Consider the following 21,245-nt stretch of genomic DNA (forward strand, 5'->3'; position numbering starts at 1 on the left):
GCCGCATCCCCATCATCGCTCACGCACTGGACGCGACAGAAACCGACAGTGCCAGCATCGTCGTTCCCGCTATCCCATCAATCCATTTCCAGGCAACGGGACGCGCAAACAGACGCGACAGCGCCTTGGCCCCATAGCCAAGCGCAGTGAACCACAGCACCGAGGCGCACATGGCGCCCGCAGCAAAGGCAGGCCGGCCCGCTGGCGCGAAGCCACCACCAATGGCGCCCAGCAGCACCACCGTATCAAGATAAACGTGCGGGTTGAGCAATGACAGCGCGAGCACGCTGAGAAAGGCCTGGCGCCGGCTTGTGCGCACCTGATCCGGCGCTAGCTGCACCGAACCGGTGGCAAATACCGAGCGCCAGCTGCGCACGCCATACCAGAACAGGAAAGCCGCACCACCCCACTTCGCGACGGCCAGCAGCGTCGGCGAGGATTGCACCAGTGTGCCGACGCCAGCCACGCCAAGCGCGATCAGCGATGCATCGACCAGAATGCAGGTGAGTACCGTCAAGCCAATGTGCTCGCGGCGCAGACCGGTCCGGAGCACGTGGATGTTTTGCGCACCAATTGCCATGATCAGGCCCGCGCCCAAGCCCAGCCCATTCAGGAAAATCCTCGATTCAAACACCGTTCACCTCGGCCAAAAAAGTCAATGCGACGATTTTGGCCCCGGCAAAGGACAAAAGACAGAGGATTTAATTTATCTCAGTATAATTAAATTTTCCTAATCTGCGAGGAACTTCATGCTGGATTCACGCAAAGGCGAGGCCCTGCTGGCCGTGATCGACAGTGGCAGTTTTGAGCAGGCTGCCGTGCGCCTGCACCTGACGCCGTCGGCTGTTTCGCAACGGGTAAGCGCCATGGAAAGCGAATTGGGCATGCCGCTGATCATCCGCAGCAAGCCATGCCGGGCCACCGCAGCGGGACAACGGCTGGTGCAATACCTGCGACGCAGCCGTTTGCTGGAAGACGAATTTCTGGCCGACAGCGGCGACGGGCCTGCCCGCCCGCTCAGCGTGGCGCTGGCGGTGAACAACGACACCCTTGCCACCTGGCTGTTGCCGGGCCTGGCACCGTTCCTGATCGCGGAACATATCCTTCTCGACATCCTGCTCGATGATCAGGACCATACCTACACGCTGCTGTCCCAGGGCCTGGCCCTGGCCGGCGTATCAAGCCAGGCAGAACCGATGCGAGGGTGCGAGGTGCAAATGCTGGGCGCGATGCGCTATCGCCTGCTGGCCGCGCCGGCTTTCGCGCAGACCTGGTTCCCGCACGGGCTGCAGCGCGACGCCGCGCGTGTGGCGCCCTTGATGACGTTTGACCGCAAGGACACCTTGCAGTCAGGATTCCTGCTGCGCGAACTGGGCTTGCCGCCAGGGAGTTATCCCAGCCATTACATGCCGGCCAGCGATGCGTTCATGAATGCGATCCGGCACGGACTGGGCTACGGGATGGTGCCCGAACTGCAATACGGGAAGCTGGTCGAGGCCGGGGAATTGATCGACCTGGCGCCGGACAAGCCGACCGATATCATGTTGTACTGGCATGCGTGGCGGGTGCAGTCGCCCAAGCTGGAACGGCTTAGTGCGCAGGTGGTGGCGGCGGCCCGTGCTGTGCTGATCCAGGTTCCCTCACTCGATCAAACGCGGATTGGCAATTGATCTGGCAGCCGACAGGAACTTCAGCGCTCCCAGGTGTTACGGGCGCTGCAACTGCAGATTCTCCACCATCCAGCTAGCCTGGCTGGCTTGCTCGTCAGTGGGCTCTTCACTCGAAATAAACGAAGCGAGGACGAAGTCTTTTCCATTGCTGAGGAACCAGATCTGGAACCACGCGGCCTCATCCGTGGAGGCCAGAACGGTCCCGTACGTTCCGATCGCGCATTCGCCTGTGGCCCGGCCTCGTATATCGGCTTCGCCGTTTCTTTCGATCACTCTCTCTGCCAGCGTCACAAGCTGCGCGGGCGTTGGATCCGGAATTACACCACCGGTATATTCGGCATGAATGGAAATCTGCAATGCAGCATCACAGTCAGAATCCGCAGGCGCAAACGTGGCGGGACCGTCCGGGTTGCCGCTGGAGATATCTTCCCAGTTAGGGGCCAGAACAAGAGACAGCCGCAATTCAGAACGCATTTCGTTTTCCAATTCAAAAGACAGCCTGAAGGAAGTGCACCGCCATGGCCCCTGGTGCAAAAATGGTGCTCGATGCCGCAATTACTCCGGCGCCGGTCCACCCGCTACGAGCGTGATCAATTCGCGCGCTTCCAGGTTACTGGCGAAGCATGGATCACACCATAGCTTCCAATCGGCGATGGCGTTTGCCGCATCACTCCACCCACGCGAACGGACCAGGGCTTCGTCGCATGTTTCACACCACGCCTGCGCCGGCTCGCCCGGCTCGGCTTCAATCAGCAAGTAAGGCAGGCCAGCGTCATTGTGCAAGTTCTGGCAGATCAATGCGTATGCTGCTGATCCGTGTACCTTGCATTCGATATTCGCCATTGCGTGCAACTCCTTGAGGAACGATTTGGAACCCTGCTGACCGGGCTTGATCGGCACTCGGCAGAATCGGCAGATGATACAGCACGCCCAGCCACCAGCAATGGCGCCTGGCGTCCCTCCGTCAACCACATTTCCTCCTAGCGAAGTATTTATCGTTAAACTGTCGTTTGCACCCCGCAATTGGAGTTTCCTTGGCTTGTATTTTGTTTTCGTTTTCCCTCCACCGCAATCGCATACTTGCCCGCGTCGCGTTTGCTCTCTGCCTTCTGTCGGTCAACGCCGCGTTTGCCTTGCCACCGCTGCTTTCGAGCTACAGCCACACCGCGTGGGGCCCGCAGCACGGCGCGCCCAATGATGTACTGAACTTCGCCCAGTCCAACGACGGCTGGCTGTGGATCGCATCGCCCAACGGCTTGTTCCGCTTTGATGGCGTGCGCTTCGAGCGCATGGACAGCGTACAGGGCCAGCCGCTTCATTCGACCAACGTGATGGGCTTGCTGGCTTCGACCGACGGCAGCCTGTGGGTGGGGCACCGCTTTGGCGGTATCAGCCATTTCAAGAACGGTCAGGTGCACCTGCACAAACCCGGCGACGGGCTGCCGGCCGGCGACGTTTACAGCATCGTGCCGGGACCGGATGGCGCTTTGTGGGCAGCCACGACGCAGGGGCTGGGCCACCTGGGGCCCGGTGCAGACAGATTCACCACGGTTGCCCCGGCGACCGGCCTGCCCTCGGGCGGCATCTATAAGGTTATGTTTGACCGCGCCGGCCGCCAATGGGTTGCCACCCTCACCGGCGTGTTCCATCGCGCGCCCGGCGAGCAGCAATACCATCGGGCCTGGCCGCAGCACCGCATGGTCGCACTGGCGCAGGCGCCCGATGGCACCGTGTGGGGTGCGGACGAAACGCGGATGCACTATCGGCTGCGCGAGATGGCACCGCCCGACAATGCGCGCGCCGAAGCAGTCGCGGGCGGGGCTGACCTGCATATCGACCGCGCCGGCACCATGTGGGTGCTCAAGCTCGATGCCGTGGAACGGCGCACGGCGCCCTACCTTGCTTTGCCGCGCAGTGAAGCCGCAAGCCAGCAAGTGGGCCAGAACACCGGCATCAGCGGCCCGCTGCCGCAAGCGTGGTATCAAGACCGGGAGGGCAATATCTGGGTGGGCACCTCGTCGGGGATTGACCGCTTGCGGCCAAATCGCGTGCACACCTTGCCGGTCAAGGACGTTCTTGACCACCCTGGCGTGATTGCCGATGCCGGCGATGGTGTACTGGTGGGCGACATCCAGGGCGTGTTACGCAGCGCGGGAAGCGAAGGCACGCGCAAGGAAGTCGGCCGGATTACCCTCACCGCCGGCTACCGCGCGCCCGACGGTGCGATCTGGATCGGCGACTTGAACGCACGCTGGCTGCGCCAGCCCGACGGCAGCTGGCAGCGCTACCCGCACCCGGCCCGGCTGCACGGTTATGCCACCCACGCCATGCTGCAGAACCGCGATGGCAGCATGTGGGTGGCCATGCAGACCTTTGGCCTGTTCCGGGTCGAAGGCACAGAGTGGCAGGCAAACGGCAATCTGCAAGGTATGCCCGCTTCGGCCGCACGCGCCCTGGCAGCCGGTGCGTCCGGCCAGGTCTGGGTGGGCCACCGCGATGGCTTGATCAGCCGCATAGACGGCAAGCGGATACGGATTTTTGGCCCGGCCGACGGCATCAACATCGGTCCGGTGCAGATTTTGTTCGCTGACGGAGCGCGCATCTGGGCCGGTGGGGAACAGGGTGTGCGCTGCTTCGACAATGGGCGCTGGCTCGCGGTGAACGCGCCGCTGCGTGGCATTGCCGGCATGGCGCGCACGGCCGACGGCGAGCTTTGGCTGCATGGGAGCGAGGGCATTACCCGCATCACGGCCGCCGAAGTCGCGCGCCTGCTGCGCGAGCCCGATGCGCCTGTGGCGTATGAACGCTTCGATGCGCTGGACGGCTTGCGTGGCAGCGCCGAGCAGATCCGCCCTCTTCCCACGCTGACCCAGGCACTGGATGGGCGCTTATGGTTCGCCAGCGCCAGCCACGTCGCGAGCATGGACCCGCGCCATATCCCGCGCAACCCGCTGCCGCCACCGGTCGAGATTCTTGCGCTGCATGCCAACGGCAAGACCCTGGCCGGTCCCGCCCTCAAACTCCCCACCGGCACCAGCCAGCTGCAATTCGACTACACGGCGCTGAGCCTATCAATGCCGGAACGGGTGCGCTTTCGCTACCGCCTGCACGGCGTTGACAGCGACTGGCGCGAGGCGGGCCAACGCCGCGAAGCCTACTACACCAACCTGGCGCCTGGATCCTACCGCTTTGAAGTGACGGCGGCCAACGAGGACGGCCTGTGGAACACTGCCGGCGCCCGCATGACCGTGACGATACCGCCGCGATTTGTACAAACTGGCTGGTTCATTGCTCTGCTGGCGGGCCTGGCAGCGGCGGCCCTGTACTGGCTGTACCGCCTGCGTGTGCAGCGTCTGACCCGGCGCATGGACGACCTGATGCACGCGCGTCTGGCCGAACGCGCCCGCATTGCGCGCGGCCTGCACGACACACTGCTGCAAAGCGTGCAAGGCTTGATCATGTTCTTCAATCAGCAGTCGCGCCGACAGCGCCAGGACGCGGAAGAGCGCCGCAAAATTGATCAGACGCTCGAGCTGGCCGACCAATTGATGCACGAAAGCCGCGACTACATCGCCGACTTGCGCGCGGTCGGCACACCACAGGAACTGGGCGCTGCCTTGCAGGACTATGGGCAGGTGATGCTGCAAGAGCGCCTGGCTGTGTCGATTGTTGGCCGCCCACACGCCTTGACGGCACTGGTGCGCGACGAATTGAATGTGATCGGACGCGAAGCCCTGTTTAACTGTGCCCGCCATGCCAATGCCACCGAGGTGACGCTGATGCTTGAGTATGGCCCCGACCAGCTGCGCCTTCTGGTTCGCGACAACGGTTGTGGCACCGCGGCTGACCGCGAAGGTCACTATGGCCTGGCGTGCATGCGCGAGCGCGCGCAGGCCATTGGCGCGCTCTACCGCTTCAGTTCACGTCCTGCCGACGGCACCGTGGTCGATGTGGTGATTGATGCGGCGCTGGCCTATGCGGTGCATCGGCCCGAGCCATGGCTGACGCGCTTGCGCCGCCGCTGGTCACGATCCGGGACGGCTTGACGCCGCTGCCCTACCTCGATCGAGGTAGGACCCGCGCCCTCTTCTGGGTGATGCTTTCGGTGCGGCGGCGCTTTACGCTGTTGCCTGTTGAGACGCAATCCATGCATCCCATTCATCAACCCGAAAGCACATCATGCCATCTACTCCCGCGGGCGATTCGCCCAACCTGAGCCGCCGCAATGTTCTGGCCACGGCCGCCAGCGCGGCGGTTGCCGCATCCACTTTGACTGTACCTGCTGCCGCCAGCGCAGCGCCGACCAATAAAGGAAACAATACCGTGGCTACCCTGACTACCCGTGACGGCGTCGAACTCTATTACAAAGACTGGGGCCCGCGCACTGGCCAGCCGATCGTGTTCTCGCACGGCTGGCCGCTGAACTCGGACAGCTGGGAATCGCAGATGCTGTTCCTGGCCGACCATGGCTACCGCTGCATCGCCCACGACCGCCGCGGCCACGGCCGCTCCAGCCAGCCATGGGACGGCAACGACATGGATCACTACGCAGATGATCTGGCCCAGCTGATCGAAAAACTGGATTTGAAAAATGCAGTGCTGATCGGCTTTTCGACTGGCGGCGGTGAAGTGGCTCGCTACGTTGGCCGCCATGGCACCAAGCGGGTGGCCAAGCTGGCGCTGATTTCAGCGGTGCCGCCACAGATGATGAAGACGGCCGACTATCCGGACGGCCTGCCAAAAGAAGTATTTGACGGCATTCGCGCCGGCTCGCTGCAGGACCGCTCGCAGTTCTACCTGAACCTGGCGTCGGGCCCGTTCTACGGCTTCAACCGCCCTGGTGCCAAAGTATCGCAAGGCTTGATCAATGCATGGTGGATGCAGGGCATGATGGCCGGGCACAAAAACACCTACGACTGCATCAAGCAGTTTTCGGAGACCGACTTCCGCGGCGATCTGGCCAAGTTTGACCGTCCGACCCTGGTGATCCACGGTGACGACGATCAGATCGTGCCGATCAATGCGTCGGCGCGTGCGGCTGCGCGCCTGGTCAAGCAGTCGACCTTGCTGGTGTACCCCGGTGCGCCGCATGGCTTGTGCGATACCCACAAGGATCGCGTGAATAACGATCTGCTGGCCTTCATCAAAGGCTGATGCCGGCCCTTTATCCAGGCGCAGGTTTGACCGCGCATGGATACATCACAGCACAATAATGCCGCGTTTGAGCGCGATCGTCACCGCGTGGGTGCGGTCGCGCGCATCGAGTTTGGCGAGGATGGTGCGCATGTGCGCCTTGACCGTTTCTTCGGCAATCTCCAGCTGCTGGGCCACGCGCTTGTTGGCATTGCCCAGCGCGACACAGCGCAACACCGCGATCTCCCGCTCGCTGAGCGCGCTTTCACCGAGGTGCTGCGTCAATGCCTGCGCCACGTCCGGCGCGATGCAGCGTTTGCCCGCATGGACATCACGGATTGTGTCGAGCAAGTCCTTGCGCACACTGCTTTTCAGAAGAAACCCCGCCGCACCCGCGTCGATCGCGCGCCGGATCTGCACGTCGCCAACGTATGTTGTGAGCATGATGATTTTCGCGCCCGGATGCACCGCCCGTATCGCGCGTAACGCTTGCACGCCGTCCATGCCTGGCATGGCAATGTCCATGATGGTGACGTCGGGACGGACGCTGTTGAACTGCTGCACCGCCTCTTCCCCGGTGGCGGCCTCGCCGAGCACGCGCATATCGAGTTGGTCGACAATCGTATCGAGCAGCCCGGCGCGCAGCAAAGGATGGTCGTCCACGACCAGTACCCCAATCCGATCAGGGCTGGCAGGAAGATCGATGCTGCTCAATACGGCTCTCCAGGAGGAATTGGGGCACCGAATGGTGCACTTAGGAAACAATGCGATTATTTTAACGAGGACTGCGGGATGGGGCAAGGCGGCGCGGTCCTGCCCTGAAAACCCGCTGCGCATGTCGAGGAAATTTACACCTAGCGTTATGCAACTTGCATATTCGACAAATTTTACAATTCAATCAAATGCTTAAGCAGCACCATTTTGCGCGGCATGATCATTGCTTACTCCATCGGTCCACACTACCTGGAGATATCATGTCCTTAAGTTCATGGAATAAACTGTTGGTCAGCCTGTCGTTTTTTGCATGCACTTCGCTATTCGCCGCGCCGATTACCATTGATGTCAGTGGCATTGAAAGCTATGGCGAACTGGGCGATGCTGGAAACACCGTCCTCAATTTCGACGTGGGCGCCAGCGGGACCGTCACCAGCATCAGCTATTCATTCAACCTGACCGCGATCGATCCAAGCTGGCTGTCTGAAATTGGCTTATCGTTTACGAATTCGAAGGGAACCGAAGGCGTCGTCTTCAATCCAGGCGTGGGCGATGCCTTCCCAGGTACGGACACCTACTCCGGTTCGGCCAATCTGGCTGATCTGGGCCTGTCGTTCACGGTCGGCAGCGACGGCATTCTGCGGCTTGAATTCTATGAAGACTACGACGATTTCGGCGGCCCGGACGGCATTTGGAACTTCGGCTCGATCACCTTCAACATCGAACCGCAAGTCATCGACGTTCCCGAACCGTCGACTGCCTTGCTGCTGGGTGCGGGCGTCATGTTGATCGGTTACAGCCGCCGCAAGGGCGCGCAGAAGAAAAACCAGGCCAGCACGCACTAAGCCTGCTTGCAATCGTTCCTGGCGTGCCATTCGGCGTTGCCAGGAACGGCGCACGATTTTGCACCACAAGTGCGGCGCAGTACACCAGCTGCGCGTCGCCGGCGCCATCACACTCCCCCACCCGTTCCACACTGCTCGTCCACACATTGCCGAGTTATCGTCGACTGAAGCTCCCATGCGGAGAGCAATATCGTCACGCTGACTAGATGACAGCGGGACGTCTTCAAATAGCCAGCAGACCTCGGCAACGGCATAATGCTCGATGCACGGAAATGACCACGTCAGTGATCAGCAGACGAATTCCGCTGGTCCCCACCTTTTATGCGTCGCAAAACGCGCGCAAATCCATATGAGCGAAATCTATATCAGTACCGACGTCGAAACCGACGGCCCCATACCCGGACCACATTCCATGCTGAGCTTCGGCTCAGCGGCTTACACGGCAGACAAAACGCTTGTTTCCACCTTCTCCGCCAATCTGACGACATTGGACGGTGCTACGGCGCATCCCAAAACAGCGGAATGGTGGGCAACCCAACCCGACGCCTGGGCTGCATGCCGAAAAGATCTGCAAGATCCGCACATCGCCATGCACGCGTACGTCGAATGGATCAAGGCACTCAAAGGCAAACCAGTATTCGTCGCCTACCCGGCTGGCTTCGATTTTTTGTTTATCTACTGGTACCTGATGCGCTTCGTTGGAACCAGTCCATTCAGTCACTCGGCCCTGGACATGAAGTCGTATGCCATGGCAGTGCTCAAGAGCGAGTATCGCGAAAGCACGAAGCGCAATATGCCAAAGCAATGGTTCGATAAATTCCCTCACACGCACGTTGCGCTCGACGACGCAATCGAACAAGGTGCCCTGTTCTGCAATATGCTGCGATTCAATCTTGGGCAAGATCGTTAGTCCACGTCCCGACTCGGCAAAATCGTTTCGGTCGACGGACCCGGCTGACAAAAGAACGTTCGTCAGGCCTTGCATACAAAAACGCCGCCGTATCGCAGAGTAAATACATAGGCGTCGTTTGAAGCGATCTGCATTCCCGATAAGAGCCGCAAGCTTTGTCAACAGCGGGAAGCGGTCGCATGAGATGCGCGCTGACTTGCAGCGTTGTATTTAAGGCATCGTTACAATTCAATAGACTGTTCGTGCCTGCGCAGGACTAAGTTGAAGGTAAGCGAAAACGCGACGTCGTGCGCTGGCCCGAAAAGTATCGGAGCGCTGCGCTTCATTAACAATGCAGAGGCGATCATGAATACAAAACCGTTGTGGCGTCATCAGGCAGTATTCTTCTTCCTTATACAAGCGGCACTGAACGTGCCCGCAACAGCCAGTACGGTTTCCGGCTGGTGGGGCGGCACATGGAGTTGCACAATTGATGGACGGCCCGCCAAAATGAAGTGGGCACCGGCCAGCACGGATGAGGGAAGCTGCGACGGGGAAACGTGCTCCTCAGCCAGCGGCGCGACCTGGAAGGGATCGTTTTCCGATAACGGCTCTGCCTGGGTACCGCTGACAAACGCGCGCCCCGGAACAAAAGGCGGCCTGTACTTCAATCATGCCGATGGGAATCGCTGGTACCTCCCCCCTCCCACGCGCGGGCGTTCAACTGGATGGACGACGTGGCAGAACAAGCGCTACAAGCTGGCTTGCTGGAAGTAGGACCGACGCGCGGCCAACTTGCGCCTGCGGCTTGGGATCATTTCCCGAACAGACAGCAGAATGGGCCGTGAATAGCGCTGGCTAGCTTTTTTGGCAACAAGGGGTATTGGATGCTGTATTCTTGAGATCATTATTCTGAATGATGCGATCCCCGATGACCATTTCCAAATTTTTTTTACGCCCTGCCGCTGTTCTTAATCGTGAATGTCGCTGCCGCCCAATCGAATCCAACTGTCACCATTGAGCCGATGTCCGTTGTCCCGCCAGCGGGCAATGGATGGCAGATCATGCGCAAGGAAACCGGGATCACTTATCAAAAGGTTGATCCGGTCGCGAAGGAGCAACGGACCGCATATGCCAGTGTCATCAAATTCCAGGCTTCGAATGATGTGGCGAAGATTGAGGCGGAGCTCAAATCCGAACTCGCCGGCGCCTTTCCGCGCGAGCTGGTCCTCGGCAAGGTGACTTATGAAACCAGCCGCAAGCGCGGGTATCCTTGTATAACGGCCTTTTCGGAAGCGACGCAATCGGTGCCGCTTCCGCAGGAGAATCGGGTTATCGCCTTGCCCGTTTCGCTGGCTATCATGGCTTGTCGCAATGCCGGCGCGGTCCCATTGGGATTTCTGACGGGGTACTCCTATGCAGCCATGCAGCGGTCCAAACTGGCGCAACAGGAAGCCCGGGCGTTTTTCGACGGCGTGCAGCTGGACATGCGATAAGGTCACGCTTTTCTTTCCCGTGCATGTCACACCTGAGTCAGAGTGGGTCTGGAGTGGGTCTGGACAGGGGATGACGAGCCAGCAAAGGTAGAAAAGTGTCCACAGCACGGCGTCTATCTCAATTCGGCTGGGTGCTGGCTGTGTCATCGCACCTGATCATGCAGGCATTAAAGGAACATATGGAAATTACGCACGAAGCGCTGCACGAACTGCTGAAAACGGCGGCAGATCAGCTGGAAACTGCAGCTGAGCTAATCAGGGATCTTGACCTTGCGCCCGATTCCAACATCCCGAAGGTCGGTGCCTCTCTCGTCAATATCTTTGAAATTCAGGACGACATCTACGCTGTTCGACCGGATCTTCAAGCCAACTTCCTAAAAAATTAGGCCGACTTGTTAATGAGGTTCGTTAAATCGATTTTAAGACGAAGGTACTCGATGTCTGGTCCCGTTTTCTCCCGTAGCTCTTCTGCCCCAGGCGCCGAATGAAGAGCAGCATGGGAATCACCAAATTCTCCGGAGGAGCGGTGACGCTTGGCGACATACTGGCAAAAGTCGGAGAAATTTCCGATGAAGAGACGATCCTATCTCGCCGTCCTTGGCAAACCGACGGAGATGTTTTGTTGATCCGATTGGATGAAGAATGTCGCGTTCCCCTTCCAGCGAAGAACGCGGGATGGGAATATTTCATGGAGATAGCCACTGCAAAGGAGGTTCTGGAAGTATTCGTCGGCGCGCCACCGGCGCCTGAGGAGCGTGTTCAGCTCCTGCTTTTCTACGGCGAAAATGATGCATTCCCAGACTGGGTGTTCGAGCGTTAGATTTTTCGGCGGTATCCCGCACGGTTGCAAATGTACTTACCACGCAGGTTTCAGTAGAATGGGCCGCACTCGGTTGAACGATGAAAGCGGTTAACGGGATGCTCAATGCAAATCAAAACGGATTCACCGTCGCCGACAAATCGCGCCTTCGCTTGCGCTTATCCAAGCTGATATTCACTGACGATTTCAAACAAGGTCGTCGCGTCGCGATTGTGCTGATGACAGCTGCCGTTTATGCAGTTTGCGCTGCATTACTGTACTTCGGCGCCGCGAAAGGGATGTTCGACCCAATGGCGAAAGCACTTGCTGCAGTCGCATTAACGGTCGCGACGGTATTCTTCCTGATTATCCGAAGCGGCTTCAATCTCAGGTTTGAGCACCCGTCGCTCGCCCTCCCCCAAGCGCTCTGTGCGCAATTTGTCGTCGTCGCCGGTTATGCAGTTCTTGGCGCGGCCCACTCCGCCGCGCTCGCGCTGCTTGCGATGGTGATGGTGTTTGGAATGTTCGAGATGGATACCAAACGGGTCTGGATACTGCTGGGCTGCACGCTCTGTCTGACCGTAGCAATTATGCTTTACTGCGTGGCGATCAATCCGTCAGTCTACGATTATCGCGTCGAGCTGGTTCACTTCATTGTAATGGCTGCCGTGCTGACCTCCATCGCCTCGCTATCCATACAACTTGGTAATTTGCGCCAGCGCATGCGCCGGCAAAAGGTCGAACTCGAATCGGCGATGGAACAATTGCGCAACGTCGCAACGCACGACGAGCTGACCGGCCTGCCGAACCGGCGCCAGATGCTGACGCTGCTGGCCGAGCACATCGCGCGGCACACCCGCGGCGGCGCCTCATTTTCCATCGCACTGGCAGACCTGGACCATTTCAAGACTGTGAATGATCAGTTTGGCCATCGGGTTGGCGATGATGCATTGCGGTGTTTCGCGCGCCAGGCCCGCACCCACCTGCGCAGTACCGACATTGCCGGTCGCTGGGGTGGCGAAGAATTTCTGCTGCTGTTGCCCGAGTCGCGTGCCGGCGATCCAAACATTGGTATCGAACGGTTGCGCGGGGCGCTGACGGTTGCGCAAATCAATCCGCAAGCGCCACATCTGCGGATTGCTTTCTCGACGGGCATGACCTCCTATATCGATGGAGAGTCCGTTGATGATTTGGTGGAGCGGGCGGACAAGGCGCTGTATCTGGCGAAAAGCGGCGGTCGCAATCAGACCAAAATTATCAGTGGTGAGCAGAAGGTGTAATAGCGCCAGCCCGCTTTAGGACCGGAGCGTCGGGGTCAGGTGCATCTACAGCTTTTCTTGTTCGCCTTGATATAGGCTTATGGGAGCCCATCCCGGCAAAAGGCCGACTGCTTGCACCTCCAAAAAATGCCATACCGTTGAAATCTCGAGGGTAGTCGAACAGATTGGCTTCGAATTTGAGGTGCGCGGCGACGTCCTCAGGATCTGGGGTTGCATGCCCAAATCGTACGAGGGCTTCCCGCCCGTCTAACACCAATCTGATCTGATCTGAAGATTTTCGTGGCAACTGGCTCTGTTTTCTCACTTGCAAGAGCGCGATACTGGCGCGGCGCAACTATTCCGCCGGTTCCAAAGCATCAAAGCAGTTAGCGCCTGTCGTATTGCCCGTAGGTTCAAGAGCAGGAAACACCCACAATGATCGATCTGATTCCCGTCGTCTTAGTTATATTCAAGCTATTCGTGCTCGGCACGGGCATGTTCTTCGCCATCAAATGGCATTACGATCAAGGGCCGAAGGCGCACGAGAAAAAGAAGGAAAAACGCGCCGTGCTAAGCGCGGCCGTCAAGTTGAGTGCAGTCTTCGTGCTTTTGCTTTTGGGGCTGTTGTTCTTCACCTTCGTCCTGAGCAGAAGGCTTGGTTTGGATTTGTCCATCCCGTAACACTGTCCATACTTATTTCCAAAGCAAGGGTGCAAGCCTAGCCATGGCGCCGTATGGTACCCGTCTAGTACAATCAGCCACGATCGGCGAGGCGAATACGGTCGATGAACCTTTGATGTTAATGGTGCGTCTTGATAGGAATGGACGAACGGAATGAAAAAATATGCGCTAAGCGCTGATCAGCTGAAGCCCCTTGCAACTGGTCGCGGCGAGTGTATTGCGACGGACAGAATCACTGTTGACGGAATGTCTGTTATGCCTCCAGCGATAGAACCACATGATTAGCTATCTCACCCATTTCGCCGTCATCGCTTGCCTGATTGTCTTTTTTCGGTTTTTAAAATACATCTGGACGGCGCCGATCTGTGTCGTAGGAACCGACATTGAACTTGAGCGCACCATTCCTCGGACAATGATGTATCTTTTGAATTTTCCTGGCGAAACCAATGCGCGTCGGGCATCTGGATTTCTCGGCTATTTTTTTTCAGATGTAGAATCGGAAGCGCTTCTGAACGGCCGCTGGAATGTCGAATGCAAACGCCGAGTCAAGCCCAGAAGGTCAACTTTTTTGATGCTGAATCTGGTCGCAAACTTTGCTGCCATTGTTTACCAAGGTAGTTTGACATTCGTCGGGGTACAAATGGAAAGCCTGGAATCGCATCCCTCTTAACCACCAACGAAATAAAGCGCCGTCCCTTGCACCAAGAACTATGCCGCTCTTAGAGTCGCCACAAATGACAAGCACAAGATTTCCATTTCCTGAAAACGCGCCTGGCGCTTTCTATGTCGAAGATGGTTGCTGTACTTCCTGCGGAATGCCATCCAAAGTGGCACCGGGACTTTTTTCATATGCCAAAGATGGTCACTGTTTCGTTAGCAAGCAACCGTCAAATGGAAAAGAAATTTTTCAAATGATTCAGGCATTTGAGGTGCAAGATATTGGCTGTATTCGTTACAAGGGAGCGAATCGCGTCATCAAGATCAAGCTTATTGCAATAGGTGAAGGTGACCAATGCGATCAACTGGAACCGGATCTGCAAGCGCTGAATCAAGAAGTCCAGACGGATCGTCTTGGACTCCGTTAGCCTGGCCTTGCAATGCACATTCGCTTAGCGCACGAGCGCAGCAGCAACTAATGGCGGAGATTCAGTGTCTCCTCAAGAAGTGCGCAAAGAGCGAACTCGAAAATTAGAACGAGCCGTTCTGGCGATTGCAGTCAAACGACGCGTTCTGGATTTTCCCAACGTCCACTGTTCGACTGCCGCTTTCAGCCAGTGCCGTTTTCATTTTCCGAAAATTGCGGTGGCAATGAAAGCCATCCCGATTACCGTAGCGAAGCAAAACAATATAGACAGAATACCGATAAAGATTCTGGAAATCGAAACATCGCCGGGGTGCGCCGCCGCAGGTTCTTTGCCTCGAATCACCCGATAACCGCCGACGGCAAAAAATGCGTACGCAATCAGGCCAGGAACGAGGAAGAACCTGGATGCAGACTTAGTTGTCACGACCAAGCCAAAACTGATCGCCACGCAAAACATGCCGATCAGGACGCACATCAAGCCGTCATCCGAATCGAACGCGCCGATCCTGTGGCTGGGGGAGAAAACGAGTGCGAGACCGAATCGAGCGACTTTTCAAACAGGGTGCGGAGCGATTTAAGAAAATCCATGTTCTTTCACAATTCTGATGGGGGACATGCGCGCAGCGACAGTGTAAATATGACGCCTGATGTTTAGCAGCGCGTTTGACTTCCGAACCTATTAGCGCGACTACAACGATGTAGAATGCGTAGCTCCGGTGGGCCTGTTCGCCCAGACCCAAGTGTTCGCATCATATTTACGCTCCCAGAAATAGAAAAAATTTAGATGAACGATAGAGAAAAAACAGTGAATGCCGAGTTAGTTTTTCAGCTGGGCAAAGCAACACGACGCGCCATCGATGACGCTGGCAACAACCTCGCCCCGGCTGATCTGACGATGATTGCCACCAATTTACTCGAGGCGGGACACGAGAAGGTGGCGAGCGACTTGTTGATGTTGTTTGTTGCTGGTTTTGAGGAGGGTTCCCCTCCTGAACGACGTACTGATCCAGAAAATCGCTAGCAGGCAGATCAAGGGGCCCACCATCCTATCGGCACGACGCTGTGCGCGCAACATATCCTGAGGGCGGCCCGGCTTGCATCCATAAAGAGGTGACTACGTGAGCTTAAACGAACTGGAATCGCTATTGCAGGACGCGCTCGGTCACGCTCCAAGCGATCTCGTGGCGTATTTTGAGGAAATGACGAGCGAAGCTTTCATCGTGTCCGACGCTATGGAATGTGGCAACTTGTTGACCGCCGACGCTGCCATATCGCTGACGCGGCAGTTGTAAGGCGCCCATCCTTTAATGTCCATGCTCGGTGCACTGGTACTGGACGAATCGAATACCAGCGATTACCAGGTGTATCTGGCAAACCCGCCGCTCCAGGGATGCATCATGTACCTGTCACATGACGGGGATAGCCGCATCGTCTACGACTCGCCCCAGGCACTGCCGCTCGCATTTGAGGCCGGCAGATAGCCTGGACTGACGGCGCACTTCTCGTTGACACCGGAGACAGGTGGCGCAACGGCCCGCGCGATTGGTCTGGATAATCGCTAGATTTTGCCTGGAACGGTACGACTTTCATGGCGAGTACACGACCGGCATTCAGTTGGAATCCAGCGGGAGGAAAAGGTCGTTGGGGCTTGTTCATCAGCGGTAACCTCTCATTCTAAGAATTTACGAACGCGTTCGATGAAACCGACATGACCCCGAAATATGCGGGGTCAAAGTATACAGGGTCAGGTTGCGGCAAACCGACACCGGACCTTGGCCCCGCGCATCAAGGCCCGCGGCTGCGATCGAGTTGGGAGACCGCCGCATAGCTTGCGTAGATCAGATCGTGTACGATTGCCGCACCTGACCCTGGCGCTCACGGATCGGCTTCGAAAACTGCAGCATCGTTTGGTAAATCACGCCATGGCGCAAAAGCTCCCCGAGACAACGGCCCCCATGTCGGCGATTCACCACGCGACGGGGATCACGCTTAAGAGCGAATTGAGCTTTGTGCAAACGATGGCTGCTGCGAAGGATGTTGCCCTCGCTGTTCCGCACACTTCGGAATTGCTGCTTGAACTTAATCTGATGCAAACTGCACCGCCGTCGGGAGGCTATGCCATCGCTACCAGCCGAAAAATCATCTAAGTTAAACGGCAAGTCAGGCGTTTTCGGCCCCCACAGGCACTGGCTGCGGTGCCGAGGAACGCGTCGCATTCTTGATTGCCACGAGCAATTCGTAGAATTCATAATGCCAGCCGCTAGGCAAGAATACGTATTTTCCGCCCGACCAGCTCAACTCGACTGCGAGTTGAACAAACGAGATCGTAACGAAGGCGCCATTCCGCATATGGGGCTTGAACTTTGATTCTCTCCTCCTTTCGGCCCCACGAACGTCGTATGCCCACTTGAAGAGTCGCGCTACCAAAGTGCCTATACTGCCGAGCCGACTTGCGGCGGAGACCCATGCCGGCATACTGAAGGTGATGAAGGTAGCACCGATCGTAACGATTGCGCCGACACCAAGCGTCAAGCCGATCATCTTGGCTGCATATGCGAGGTTCGCACTACTTTCCGGGCCCATCTGTTGTTCGACATTCTCCATCGTGGGTTGGCGTGCAATACTTTGCACACTTGAAATCGCGCTTTCAAGCAAAGGACTTTGGGCGGTAGCGGCGTTAAATAGGGTCTTACGTTCCCAGACGCCGTATGTGCCGCTAAAAATCCAGCCATTTCCGGGTTTCGTTTCCTGCACTCTAGTCATCAAATCAATCCGCTCTTTCCAGATTCTCGTGACGGGACCGGTGTGCCATATATACGCACCCTGTGGCGTTCTCTCCCAAAACTTGGCCTGTATCGCCGTTTGTGCCGGCAGGCCATGTTGCTGTCGGCGCTCTTTCGCATGCTGCGGCGCGCGTGTCCTTGCGCTCATGACATTCGCATGCGCTCCTAGTTCCTTATTGTGGTTCGTCCCTATCCCGCTCTTAGGCTGAATGGTCAAATTGAGCCGCTCCTGCTGTTTCGATGCGGGTGGAAATGTCATTCTTACCGGTGTATCGTTTGCCATTTTTGATTGCGTCAAAGTCGCTCGCGTTGGAGGCCGGCAGAAAGCCTGCACTGGCGGCGCACTCCGTGTTGACACCGGAGACAGGTTGCACAACGGCCCACGCAATCCGTCAGGATGATTGCTGGATTTGGCCTGGAGCGGTACGAATGGCATGGCGAGTGCACGACCGGCGTACGGTTGGAATACGCCGGGCGAAAAAGATCGTTGGGGCTTGTTCATTAGCGGTACCCCTTTCATTCTAAGAAATTACGAACGCGTGCAATTGAACCGACCTTCGGCAAGCCGACATCTGGCTTTGGAAGTCTGCATCGACGCCCGCGGCTGCGATCGAGTTGGGAGACTGCAGCAAACCTGCATAAATCAGATTTAGTACGGTTGCCGCACCTGACATTGGCGCCCACGATTGCCGCATCTGCTCTAACGCCCAATTAGACTTCGCATTCATCCGGGCCCGGACATTTCCCTGTGTGTGTCACGTTTGTATATAACCCCTTGGCACCGCTCTTGCTTGAGTTGCACTGGGTGCACGACCAGCGTAAGTTGGCGAGGTCGTTGTACGCTGTCTTGACAACGTCGAGCGGTACACCCTCCCAATGATCGTTCCCGTCGCAATATTCCACGGGCTCCAATCCCGCCGAAACAGTCGCAAAATCATCTATATGGTCAATCCCATCTGCTTTTCCGGTGCAAATACTTGATGAAATTTGACATCCGCTACCCTTACTCTGGTTCATGTGATTTTGGGTTGCGGTAGTCCAGCCCAATCCGTTGCGAAAACCCGTCCAGTATTTGTTACCGGCCTTGTCAGTATGTTGCGGCGATGGTTTAACGCCTTTTGCTGCAAGCCGTTCCGACTTCTTGACCCCGCCAGCTGCGGCCGACGCCTGCAGAACGGGTGATCGCGAGAGCTGTGCATACTGGCCAGCGGAATTGAGTTGACGGGCTTTGAACACGGGCGGGGCGGGCCGATACAATGGCGGCTGCGGGGTAGTTCCTTTTGCCCTCATGCTCTGGCTTAATTTTTCAGACGGTCCTGTTCTTCCACCAACCAGAGTCTTCAAGTGCTTTTGCGGCGGAACATAGAGGCCGAATTGGTGTTTCCCTTGCAACGCCCTCATTTCGCTCAGTGCCCCGTATCCCGGGCCGAGTATTCCCCTAGCGGGCGGCACTGTCTTCGGCCTCGATTGCTCTACTATATTGCGACTCGACTGGAAAGAGGGAGGTATCGGCGGAAGTGTGCGATTCCCCCTTCCTTGATCGGCCTGAGGACCATTAGATCGAAATCCTGGATGCGGTGGCAAAACGACGGTATTCTTGCGACCATGGATCGACACCTGTTGCGCGATAATGTTTAGTTTCCGACCTTGAATTGGCTTGTACATTAAATCCTCGCATGTTTAGATGTAATTCGTCGGCCCGCTTACAGTTCCAATTTAACCGGCCACTCGGAATTCAATCCTCAGTGACAAAATTGGGGCTAATTTTTATTCTGAGCTCACACTTTGCGATACAAGTCACTTGGCAGCTTGCCGCTCACCGCGCCATCGACGTGGGCGGCACGCAGCACATCGCTAGCAAACGTGGTGCACTGGCGTGACTGCGCGCTGAATTTGTACTGCCGCGTCTTGTATTCATCGATCTTCGCCATTGCCGCCTTCGCCTGCGCCGGCGTCAGCGTGTAGCTGCGCGTTTTTACGCCCGGCTTGGAAAACGCCTGATCATCGCGATGCACCAGCCCCGGCACCCCGGTGCGTAACTTGCCGATGTCCGTCTGCGGATTGTAGCGACCATAATTGGCTGGCGAAAAGCCCCAAGTCTCCTGCTTCCCTGTAGGACTTTGCACCGACACGAAAGCGTGCCCGGCCAAGTCAGGCGGCACGCCACCACCGGCAGCCCCCTGGTGCATGTATGCGCCGATGACCAGCTTGTGCGACGCCGGTTTCGCCTGCACGCTCGGTCGCACGGGCGCCGCCATCTTCGCCTGCACCGGCGGGCGAAACGACGCGGCGATGACACCCATGCGATCGGCCTCCGCCTCCAGCGCGTGATCGTTAACCACCACCATCCCGCCGCCGGCCGGCGTGCGCACCCGCCCGCTGCGTTGCTGCAACACATGCGCCAATTCGTGTCCAAGCAGTTGCTGCCCTCGCGCAGTGTCCGGCGAATACTGACCCGGCGCGAAGTAGATGCGCGACCCCATGGTGAACGCATGCGCGCCGATCGACCCCGCCTGCGGTCCCTGGTAAATGCGCACATCGGAAAAGTCGGCCTTGAACACTTGCTCCATCTTGCGCAAGACGCCTTCGGGCATGCTGCGTCCAACGCTGCCGGCCAGATTCAGGCGGCCGGGATCGAGCGCGAAGTTCTCGCTCGCCCCTGCGGGATGGCCCGGCTTGCACTGGAGCTGCCCGAACCCATGGGTAAAAAAGGCCTGAATGACTGTGGAACTCATTTCGCCACTCCCTTCGCTTGCTGCTTGAGCACAGGCGCCGCAGGCACCGCGCGCGACTGTTCCACCACCATTCCGAGACCGAAACTGAGCCCCATCAGCAGCGCCAGCACCACGCCAAGCATCAGGAGCATCCGCCCGTTAAACGAAAATGTGTAATCCATTCAGGCCACCTGCACGGTTGCTTGCCCGGCAAACGAAAACGCGATCATGCCGCCCCACATGCAGGTCAGTTTGCAGGTATTGTTCAGGGCGGGCATATTCCCGATCATCACAGTCGGCGAACCTGGCGCCCATGGCGCCACCGTCGCCGGAATGCAAGGCATGGGCGTCGGCACCCCAAGCGCCGCCGCCGTCGCCGCAATCACCATGGGGTTGGCCATGCTGGTGCACATTCCAAACGTGGGCACATTGACCATCGGCGCGTGATCCATAATGGTCGCCGCCGGCGTGCCAGTCAGCACGGCGTTGGCCGGCAGTACGGCCAGCGGACCCGGCGCCACCCCGAAGCTGCACTGCATGAGCGCTCCCGCGCACACCTGTTCACCCATGATCTACCCCTCGATTAGTTTGTCCAGCCATGTCATCTTGCGCCCAGGCTTGCCGTTCGGGCCGTATTTGCGTACCTCGCCCACAGGTTTGCCGTCCACAAAATGCGCTTCCTCCCGCACCCGCCCATTGGCGTGGTATTGGACCGCCACGCCGTGCTTTTTACCCATCTTGTAGACGGTGCGGGCCAGCAGCGCACCATCGGGCGCGTAATCGCAGGCTTCGCCGTCAAGCAAGCCGGCCACATGATGAACGCTGCGCACCAGCGCGCCGCCGGGCAAAAAGTAGTTCGCAGGGCCGTCCGGTTTGCCCGCGCGGTAGCGCACTTCGCTGCTGGCCGCGCCATCGGGTCCGAACACGACAAACTGCCCCTCGCGCAGCCCGCCCACGTACTCGGCCCGCGCCAGCAAGGCGCCTTCGACGTAGGTCGTCATCGTCCCTTCGATCAAGCCGGCGTTGTACGGAACCGATTGCTCCAAGCGCCCGGCGGCGTCATAGCGTTCGGTCACGCCGTCCAGCAGGCCGTCGACAAAATGGGCGCGGCAGGTCAGCGCGCCCTGCGCGTTCCGGGTGCAGACCTCGCCCTGCAAAGTGGTGACAGCTTGGCTCAT

Annotated in this window: 27 protein-coding genes; 17 read left to right on the forward strand and 10 right to left on the reverse strand. The window is 58.1% G+C overall.

Annotation, left to right across the window (positions count from 1 at the left end):
* Window positions 1–19 precede the first annotated feature (19 nt).
* Window positions 20–634: a LysE/ArgO family amino acid transporter gene (locus BUC24_RS14065; protein WP_307188465.1), complete on the reverse strand. Its 615-nt coding sequence runs from the start codon at window positions 632–634 to the stop codon at window positions 20–22.
* A 115-nt stretch (window positions 635–749) separates the two neighbouring features.
* Here BUC24_RS14065 and argP point away from each other — a divergent pair, with 115 nt between their 5' ends.
* Window positions 750–1,670 (forward strand): HTH-type transcriptional regulator ArgP, encoded by a 921-nt coding sequence (gene argP / locus BUC24_RS14070; RefSeq protein WP_073217196.1) that lies wholly within the window; start codon window positions 750–752, stop codon window positions 1,668–1,670.
* Window positions 1,671–1,706: 36 nt separating this feature from the next.
* Here argP and BUC24_RS14075 read toward each other — a convergent pair whose 3' ends face one another.
* Window positions 1,707–2,144, reverse strand: coding sequence for a hypothetical protein (locus BUC24_RS14075; protein WP_073217199.1), 438 nt, complete (start codon window positions 2,142–2,144; stop codon window positions 1,707–1,709).
* Between the two features lie 81 nt (window positions 2,145–2,225).
* A complete protein-coding gene (locus BUC24_RS14080; RefSeq protein WP_073217202.1) occupies window positions 2,226–2,513 on the reverse strand; it encodes a hypothetical protein in 288 nt (95 codons plus the stop codon).
* A 191-nt stretch (window positions 2,514–2,704) separates the two neighbouring features.
* Between BUC24_RS14080 and BUC24_RS14085 the strand changes: the two genes are divergently transcribed.
* Window positions 2,705–5,716 (forward strand): sensor histidine kinase, encoded by a 3,012-nt coding sequence (locus BUC24_RS14085; RefSeq protein WP_178372545.1) that lies wholly within the window; start codon window positions 2,705–2,707, stop codon window positions 5,714–5,716.
* Between the two features lie 133 nt (window positions 5,717–5,849).
* Window positions 5,850–6,824, forward strand: a complete 975-nt coding sequence (locus BUC24_RS14090; RefSeq protein WP_073217208.1) for an alpha/beta fold hydrolase — start codon at window positions 5,850–5,852, stop codon at window positions 6,822–6,824.
* Window positions 6,825–6,869: 45 nt separating this feature from the next.
* Here the strand turns inward: BUC24_RS14090 and BUC24_RS14095 are convergent, their stop codons facing one another.
* The gene (locus BUC24_RS14095) at window positions 6,870–7,508 is read right to left on the reverse strand and encodes a response regulator transcription factor (protein ID WP_073220101.1); all 639 of its coding nucleotides are present in this window, start codon (window positions 7,506–7,508) and stop codon (window positions 6,870–6,872) included.
* A gap of 269 nt (window positions 7,509–7,777) precedes the next feature.
* Here BUC24_RS14095 and BUC24_RS14100 point away from each other — a divergent pair, with 269 nt between their 5' ends.
* The 10 genes from BUC24_RS14100 to BUC24_RS26655 all read left to right on the forward strand — a co-directional run bounded on the left by BUC24_RS14100 (window position 7,778) and on the right by BUC24_RS26655 (window position 14,571).
* The gene (locus tag BUC24_RS14100) at window positions 7,778–8,362 is read left to right on the forward strand and encodes a PEP-CTERM sorting domain-containing protein (protein WP_143167516.1); all 585 of its coding nucleotides are present in this window, start codon (window positions 7,778–7,780) and stop codon (window positions 8,360–8,362) included.
* A gap of 349 nt (window positions 8,363–8,711) precedes the next feature.
* Entirely contained in the window at window positions 8,712–9,272 is a 561-nt protein-coding gene (locus BUC24_RS14105) for a 3'-5' exonuclease family protein (protein ID WP_073217211.1), read from the forward strand.
* 345 nt (window positions 9,273–9,617) lie between these two features.
* The gene (locus tag BUC24_RS27555) at window positions 9,618–10,028 is read left to right on the forward strand and encodes a DUF6006 family protein (RefSeq protein WP_073220107.1); all 411 of its coding nucleotides are present in this window, start codon (window positions 9,618–9,620) and stop codon (window positions 10,026–10,028) included.
* 287 nt (window positions 10,029–10,315) lie between these two features.
* Complete coding sequence (locus BUC24_RS14115; RefSeq protein WP_143167517.1) at window positions 10,316–10,747, forward strand: hypothetical protein; 432 nt, start codon at window positions 10,316–10,318, stop codon at window positions 10,745–10,747.
* Window positions 10,748–10,842: 95 nt separating this feature from the next.
* Window positions 10,843–11,133, forward strand: coding sequence for a hypothetical protein (locus BUC24_RS14120; protein ID WP_143167518.1), 291 nt, complete (start codon window positions 10,843–10,845; stop codon window positions 11,131–11,133).
* A gap of 110 nt (window positions 11,134–11,243) precedes the next feature.
* Window positions 11,244–11,567, forward strand: coding sequence for a DUF7716 domain-containing protein (locus BUC24_RS14125; protein WP_143167519.1), 324 nt, complete (start codon window positions 11,244–11,246; stop codon window positions 11,565–11,567).
* An 80-nt stretch (window positions 11,568–11,647) separates the two neighbouring features.
* A complete protein-coding gene (locus BUC24_RS14130) occupies window positions 11,648–12,826 on the forward strand; it encodes a GGDEF domain-containing protein (RefSeq protein ID WP_083598924.1) in 1,179 nt (392 codons plus the stop codon).
* Between the two features lie 414 nt (window positions 12,827–13,240).
* Entirely contained in the window at window positions 13,241–13,486 is a 246-nt protein-coding gene (locus BUC24_RS14135; RefSeq protein ID WP_073217226.1) for a hypothetical protein, read from the forward strand.
* 277 nt (window positions 13,487–13,763) lie between these two features.
* Entirely contained in the window at window positions 13,764–14,156 is a 393-nt protein-coding gene (locus BUC24_RS14140; protein ID WP_073217229.1) for a hypothetical protein, read from the forward strand.
* A gap of 64 nt (window positions 14,157–14,220) precedes the next feature.
* Window positions 14,221–14,571, forward strand: coding sequence for a 4Fe-4S domain-containing protein (locus BUC24_RS26655; RefSeq protein ID WP_178372546.1), 351 nt, complete (start codon window positions 14,221–14,223; stop codon window positions 14,569–14,571).
* A gap of 198 nt (window positions 14,572–14,769) precedes the next feature.
* On the opposite strand, the gene BUC24_RS14145 is transcribed toward BUC24_RS26655, so the two are convergent.
* Entirely contained in the window at window positions 14,770–15,045 is a 276-nt protein-coding gene (locus BUC24_RS14145; protein ID WP_073217232.1) for a hypothetical protein, read from the reverse strand.
* A 309-nt stretch (window positions 15,046–15,354) separates the two neighbouring features.
* On the opposite strand from BUC24_RS14145, the gene BUC24_RS14150 reads away from it, so the two are divergent.
* From BUC24_RS14150 to BUC24_RS14155, 4 genes are all read left to right on the forward strand, one after another.
* The gene (locus tag BUC24_RS14150) at window positions 15,355–15,591 is read left to right on the forward strand and encodes a hypothetical protein (RefSeq protein WP_073217235.1); all 237 of its coding nucleotides are present in this window, start codon (window positions 15,355–15,357) and stop codon (window positions 15,589–15,591) included.
* A 97-nt stretch (window positions 15,592–15,688) separates the two neighbouring features.
* On the forward strand, window positions 15,689–15,862 hold the full coding sequence (locus BUC24_RS26955; RefSeq protein ID WP_178372547.1) for a hypothetical protein: 174 nt from the start codon (window positions 15,689–15,691) through the stop codon (window positions 15,860–15,862).
* 15 nt (window positions 15,863–15,877) lie between these two features.
* Window positions 15,878–16,051 (forward strand): hypothetical protein, encoded by a 174-nt coding sequence (locus tag BUC24_RS26960; protein WP_178372548.1) that lies wholly within the window; start codon window positions 15,878–15,880, stop codon window positions 16,049–16,051.
* Window positions 16,052–16,423: 372 nt separating this feature from the next.
* Window positions 16,424–16,717, forward strand: coding sequence for a hypothetical protein (locus tag BUC24_RS14155; protein ID WP_073217238.1), 294 nt, complete (start codon window positions 16,424–16,426; stop codon window positions 16,715–16,717).
* Window positions 16,718–16,730: 13 nt separating this feature from the next.
* Here BUC24_RS14155 and BUC24_RS14160 read toward each other — a convergent pair whose 3' ends face one another.
* The 5 genes from BUC24_RS14160 to BUC24_RS14175 form a co-directional block, all read right to left on the reverse strand.
* A complete protein-coding gene (locus tag BUC24_RS14160) occupies window positions 16,731–17,636 on the reverse strand; it encodes a hypothetical protein (RefSeq protein ID WP_143167521.1) in 906 nt (301 codons plus the stop codon).
* 1,495 nt (window positions 17,637–19,131) lie between these two features.
* Complete coding sequence (locus BUC24_RS14165) at window positions 19,132–20,088, reverse strand: eCIS core domain-containing protein (protein ID WP_073217243.1); 957 nt, start codon at window positions 20,086–20,088, stop codon at window positions 19,132–19,134.
* Window positions 20,085–20,249, reverse strand: coding sequence for a hypothetical protein (locus BUC24_RS26965; RefSeq protein ID WP_178372549.1), 165 nt, complete (start codon window positions 20,247–20,249; stop codon window positions 20,085–20,087). The genes BUC24_RS14165 and BUC24_RS26965 overlap by 4 nt, the downstream gene beginning before the upstream one ends.
* On the reverse strand, window positions 20,250–20,636 hold the full coding sequence (locus BUC24_RS14170; RefSeq protein ID WP_073217246.1) for a DUF4280 domain-containing protein: 387 nt from the start codon (window positions 20,634–20,636) through the stop codon (window positions 20,250–20,252).
* Window positions 20,637–20,639: 3 nt separating this feature from the next.
* Window positions 20,640–21,245 carry a toxin-antitoxin system YwqK family antitoxin gene (locus tag BUC24_RS14175; RefSeq protein ID WP_073217250.1) on the reverse strand — a complete coding sequence of 202 codons (606 nt, stop codon included), beginning with the start codon at window positions 21,243–21,245 and terminating at the stop codon, window positions 20,640–20,642.

The organism is Massilia sp. CF038, from assembly GCF_900129765.1.
Taxonomy (GTDB): Bacteria; Pseudomonadota; Gammaproteobacteria; order Burkholderiales; family Burkholderiaceae_D; genus Telluria_A.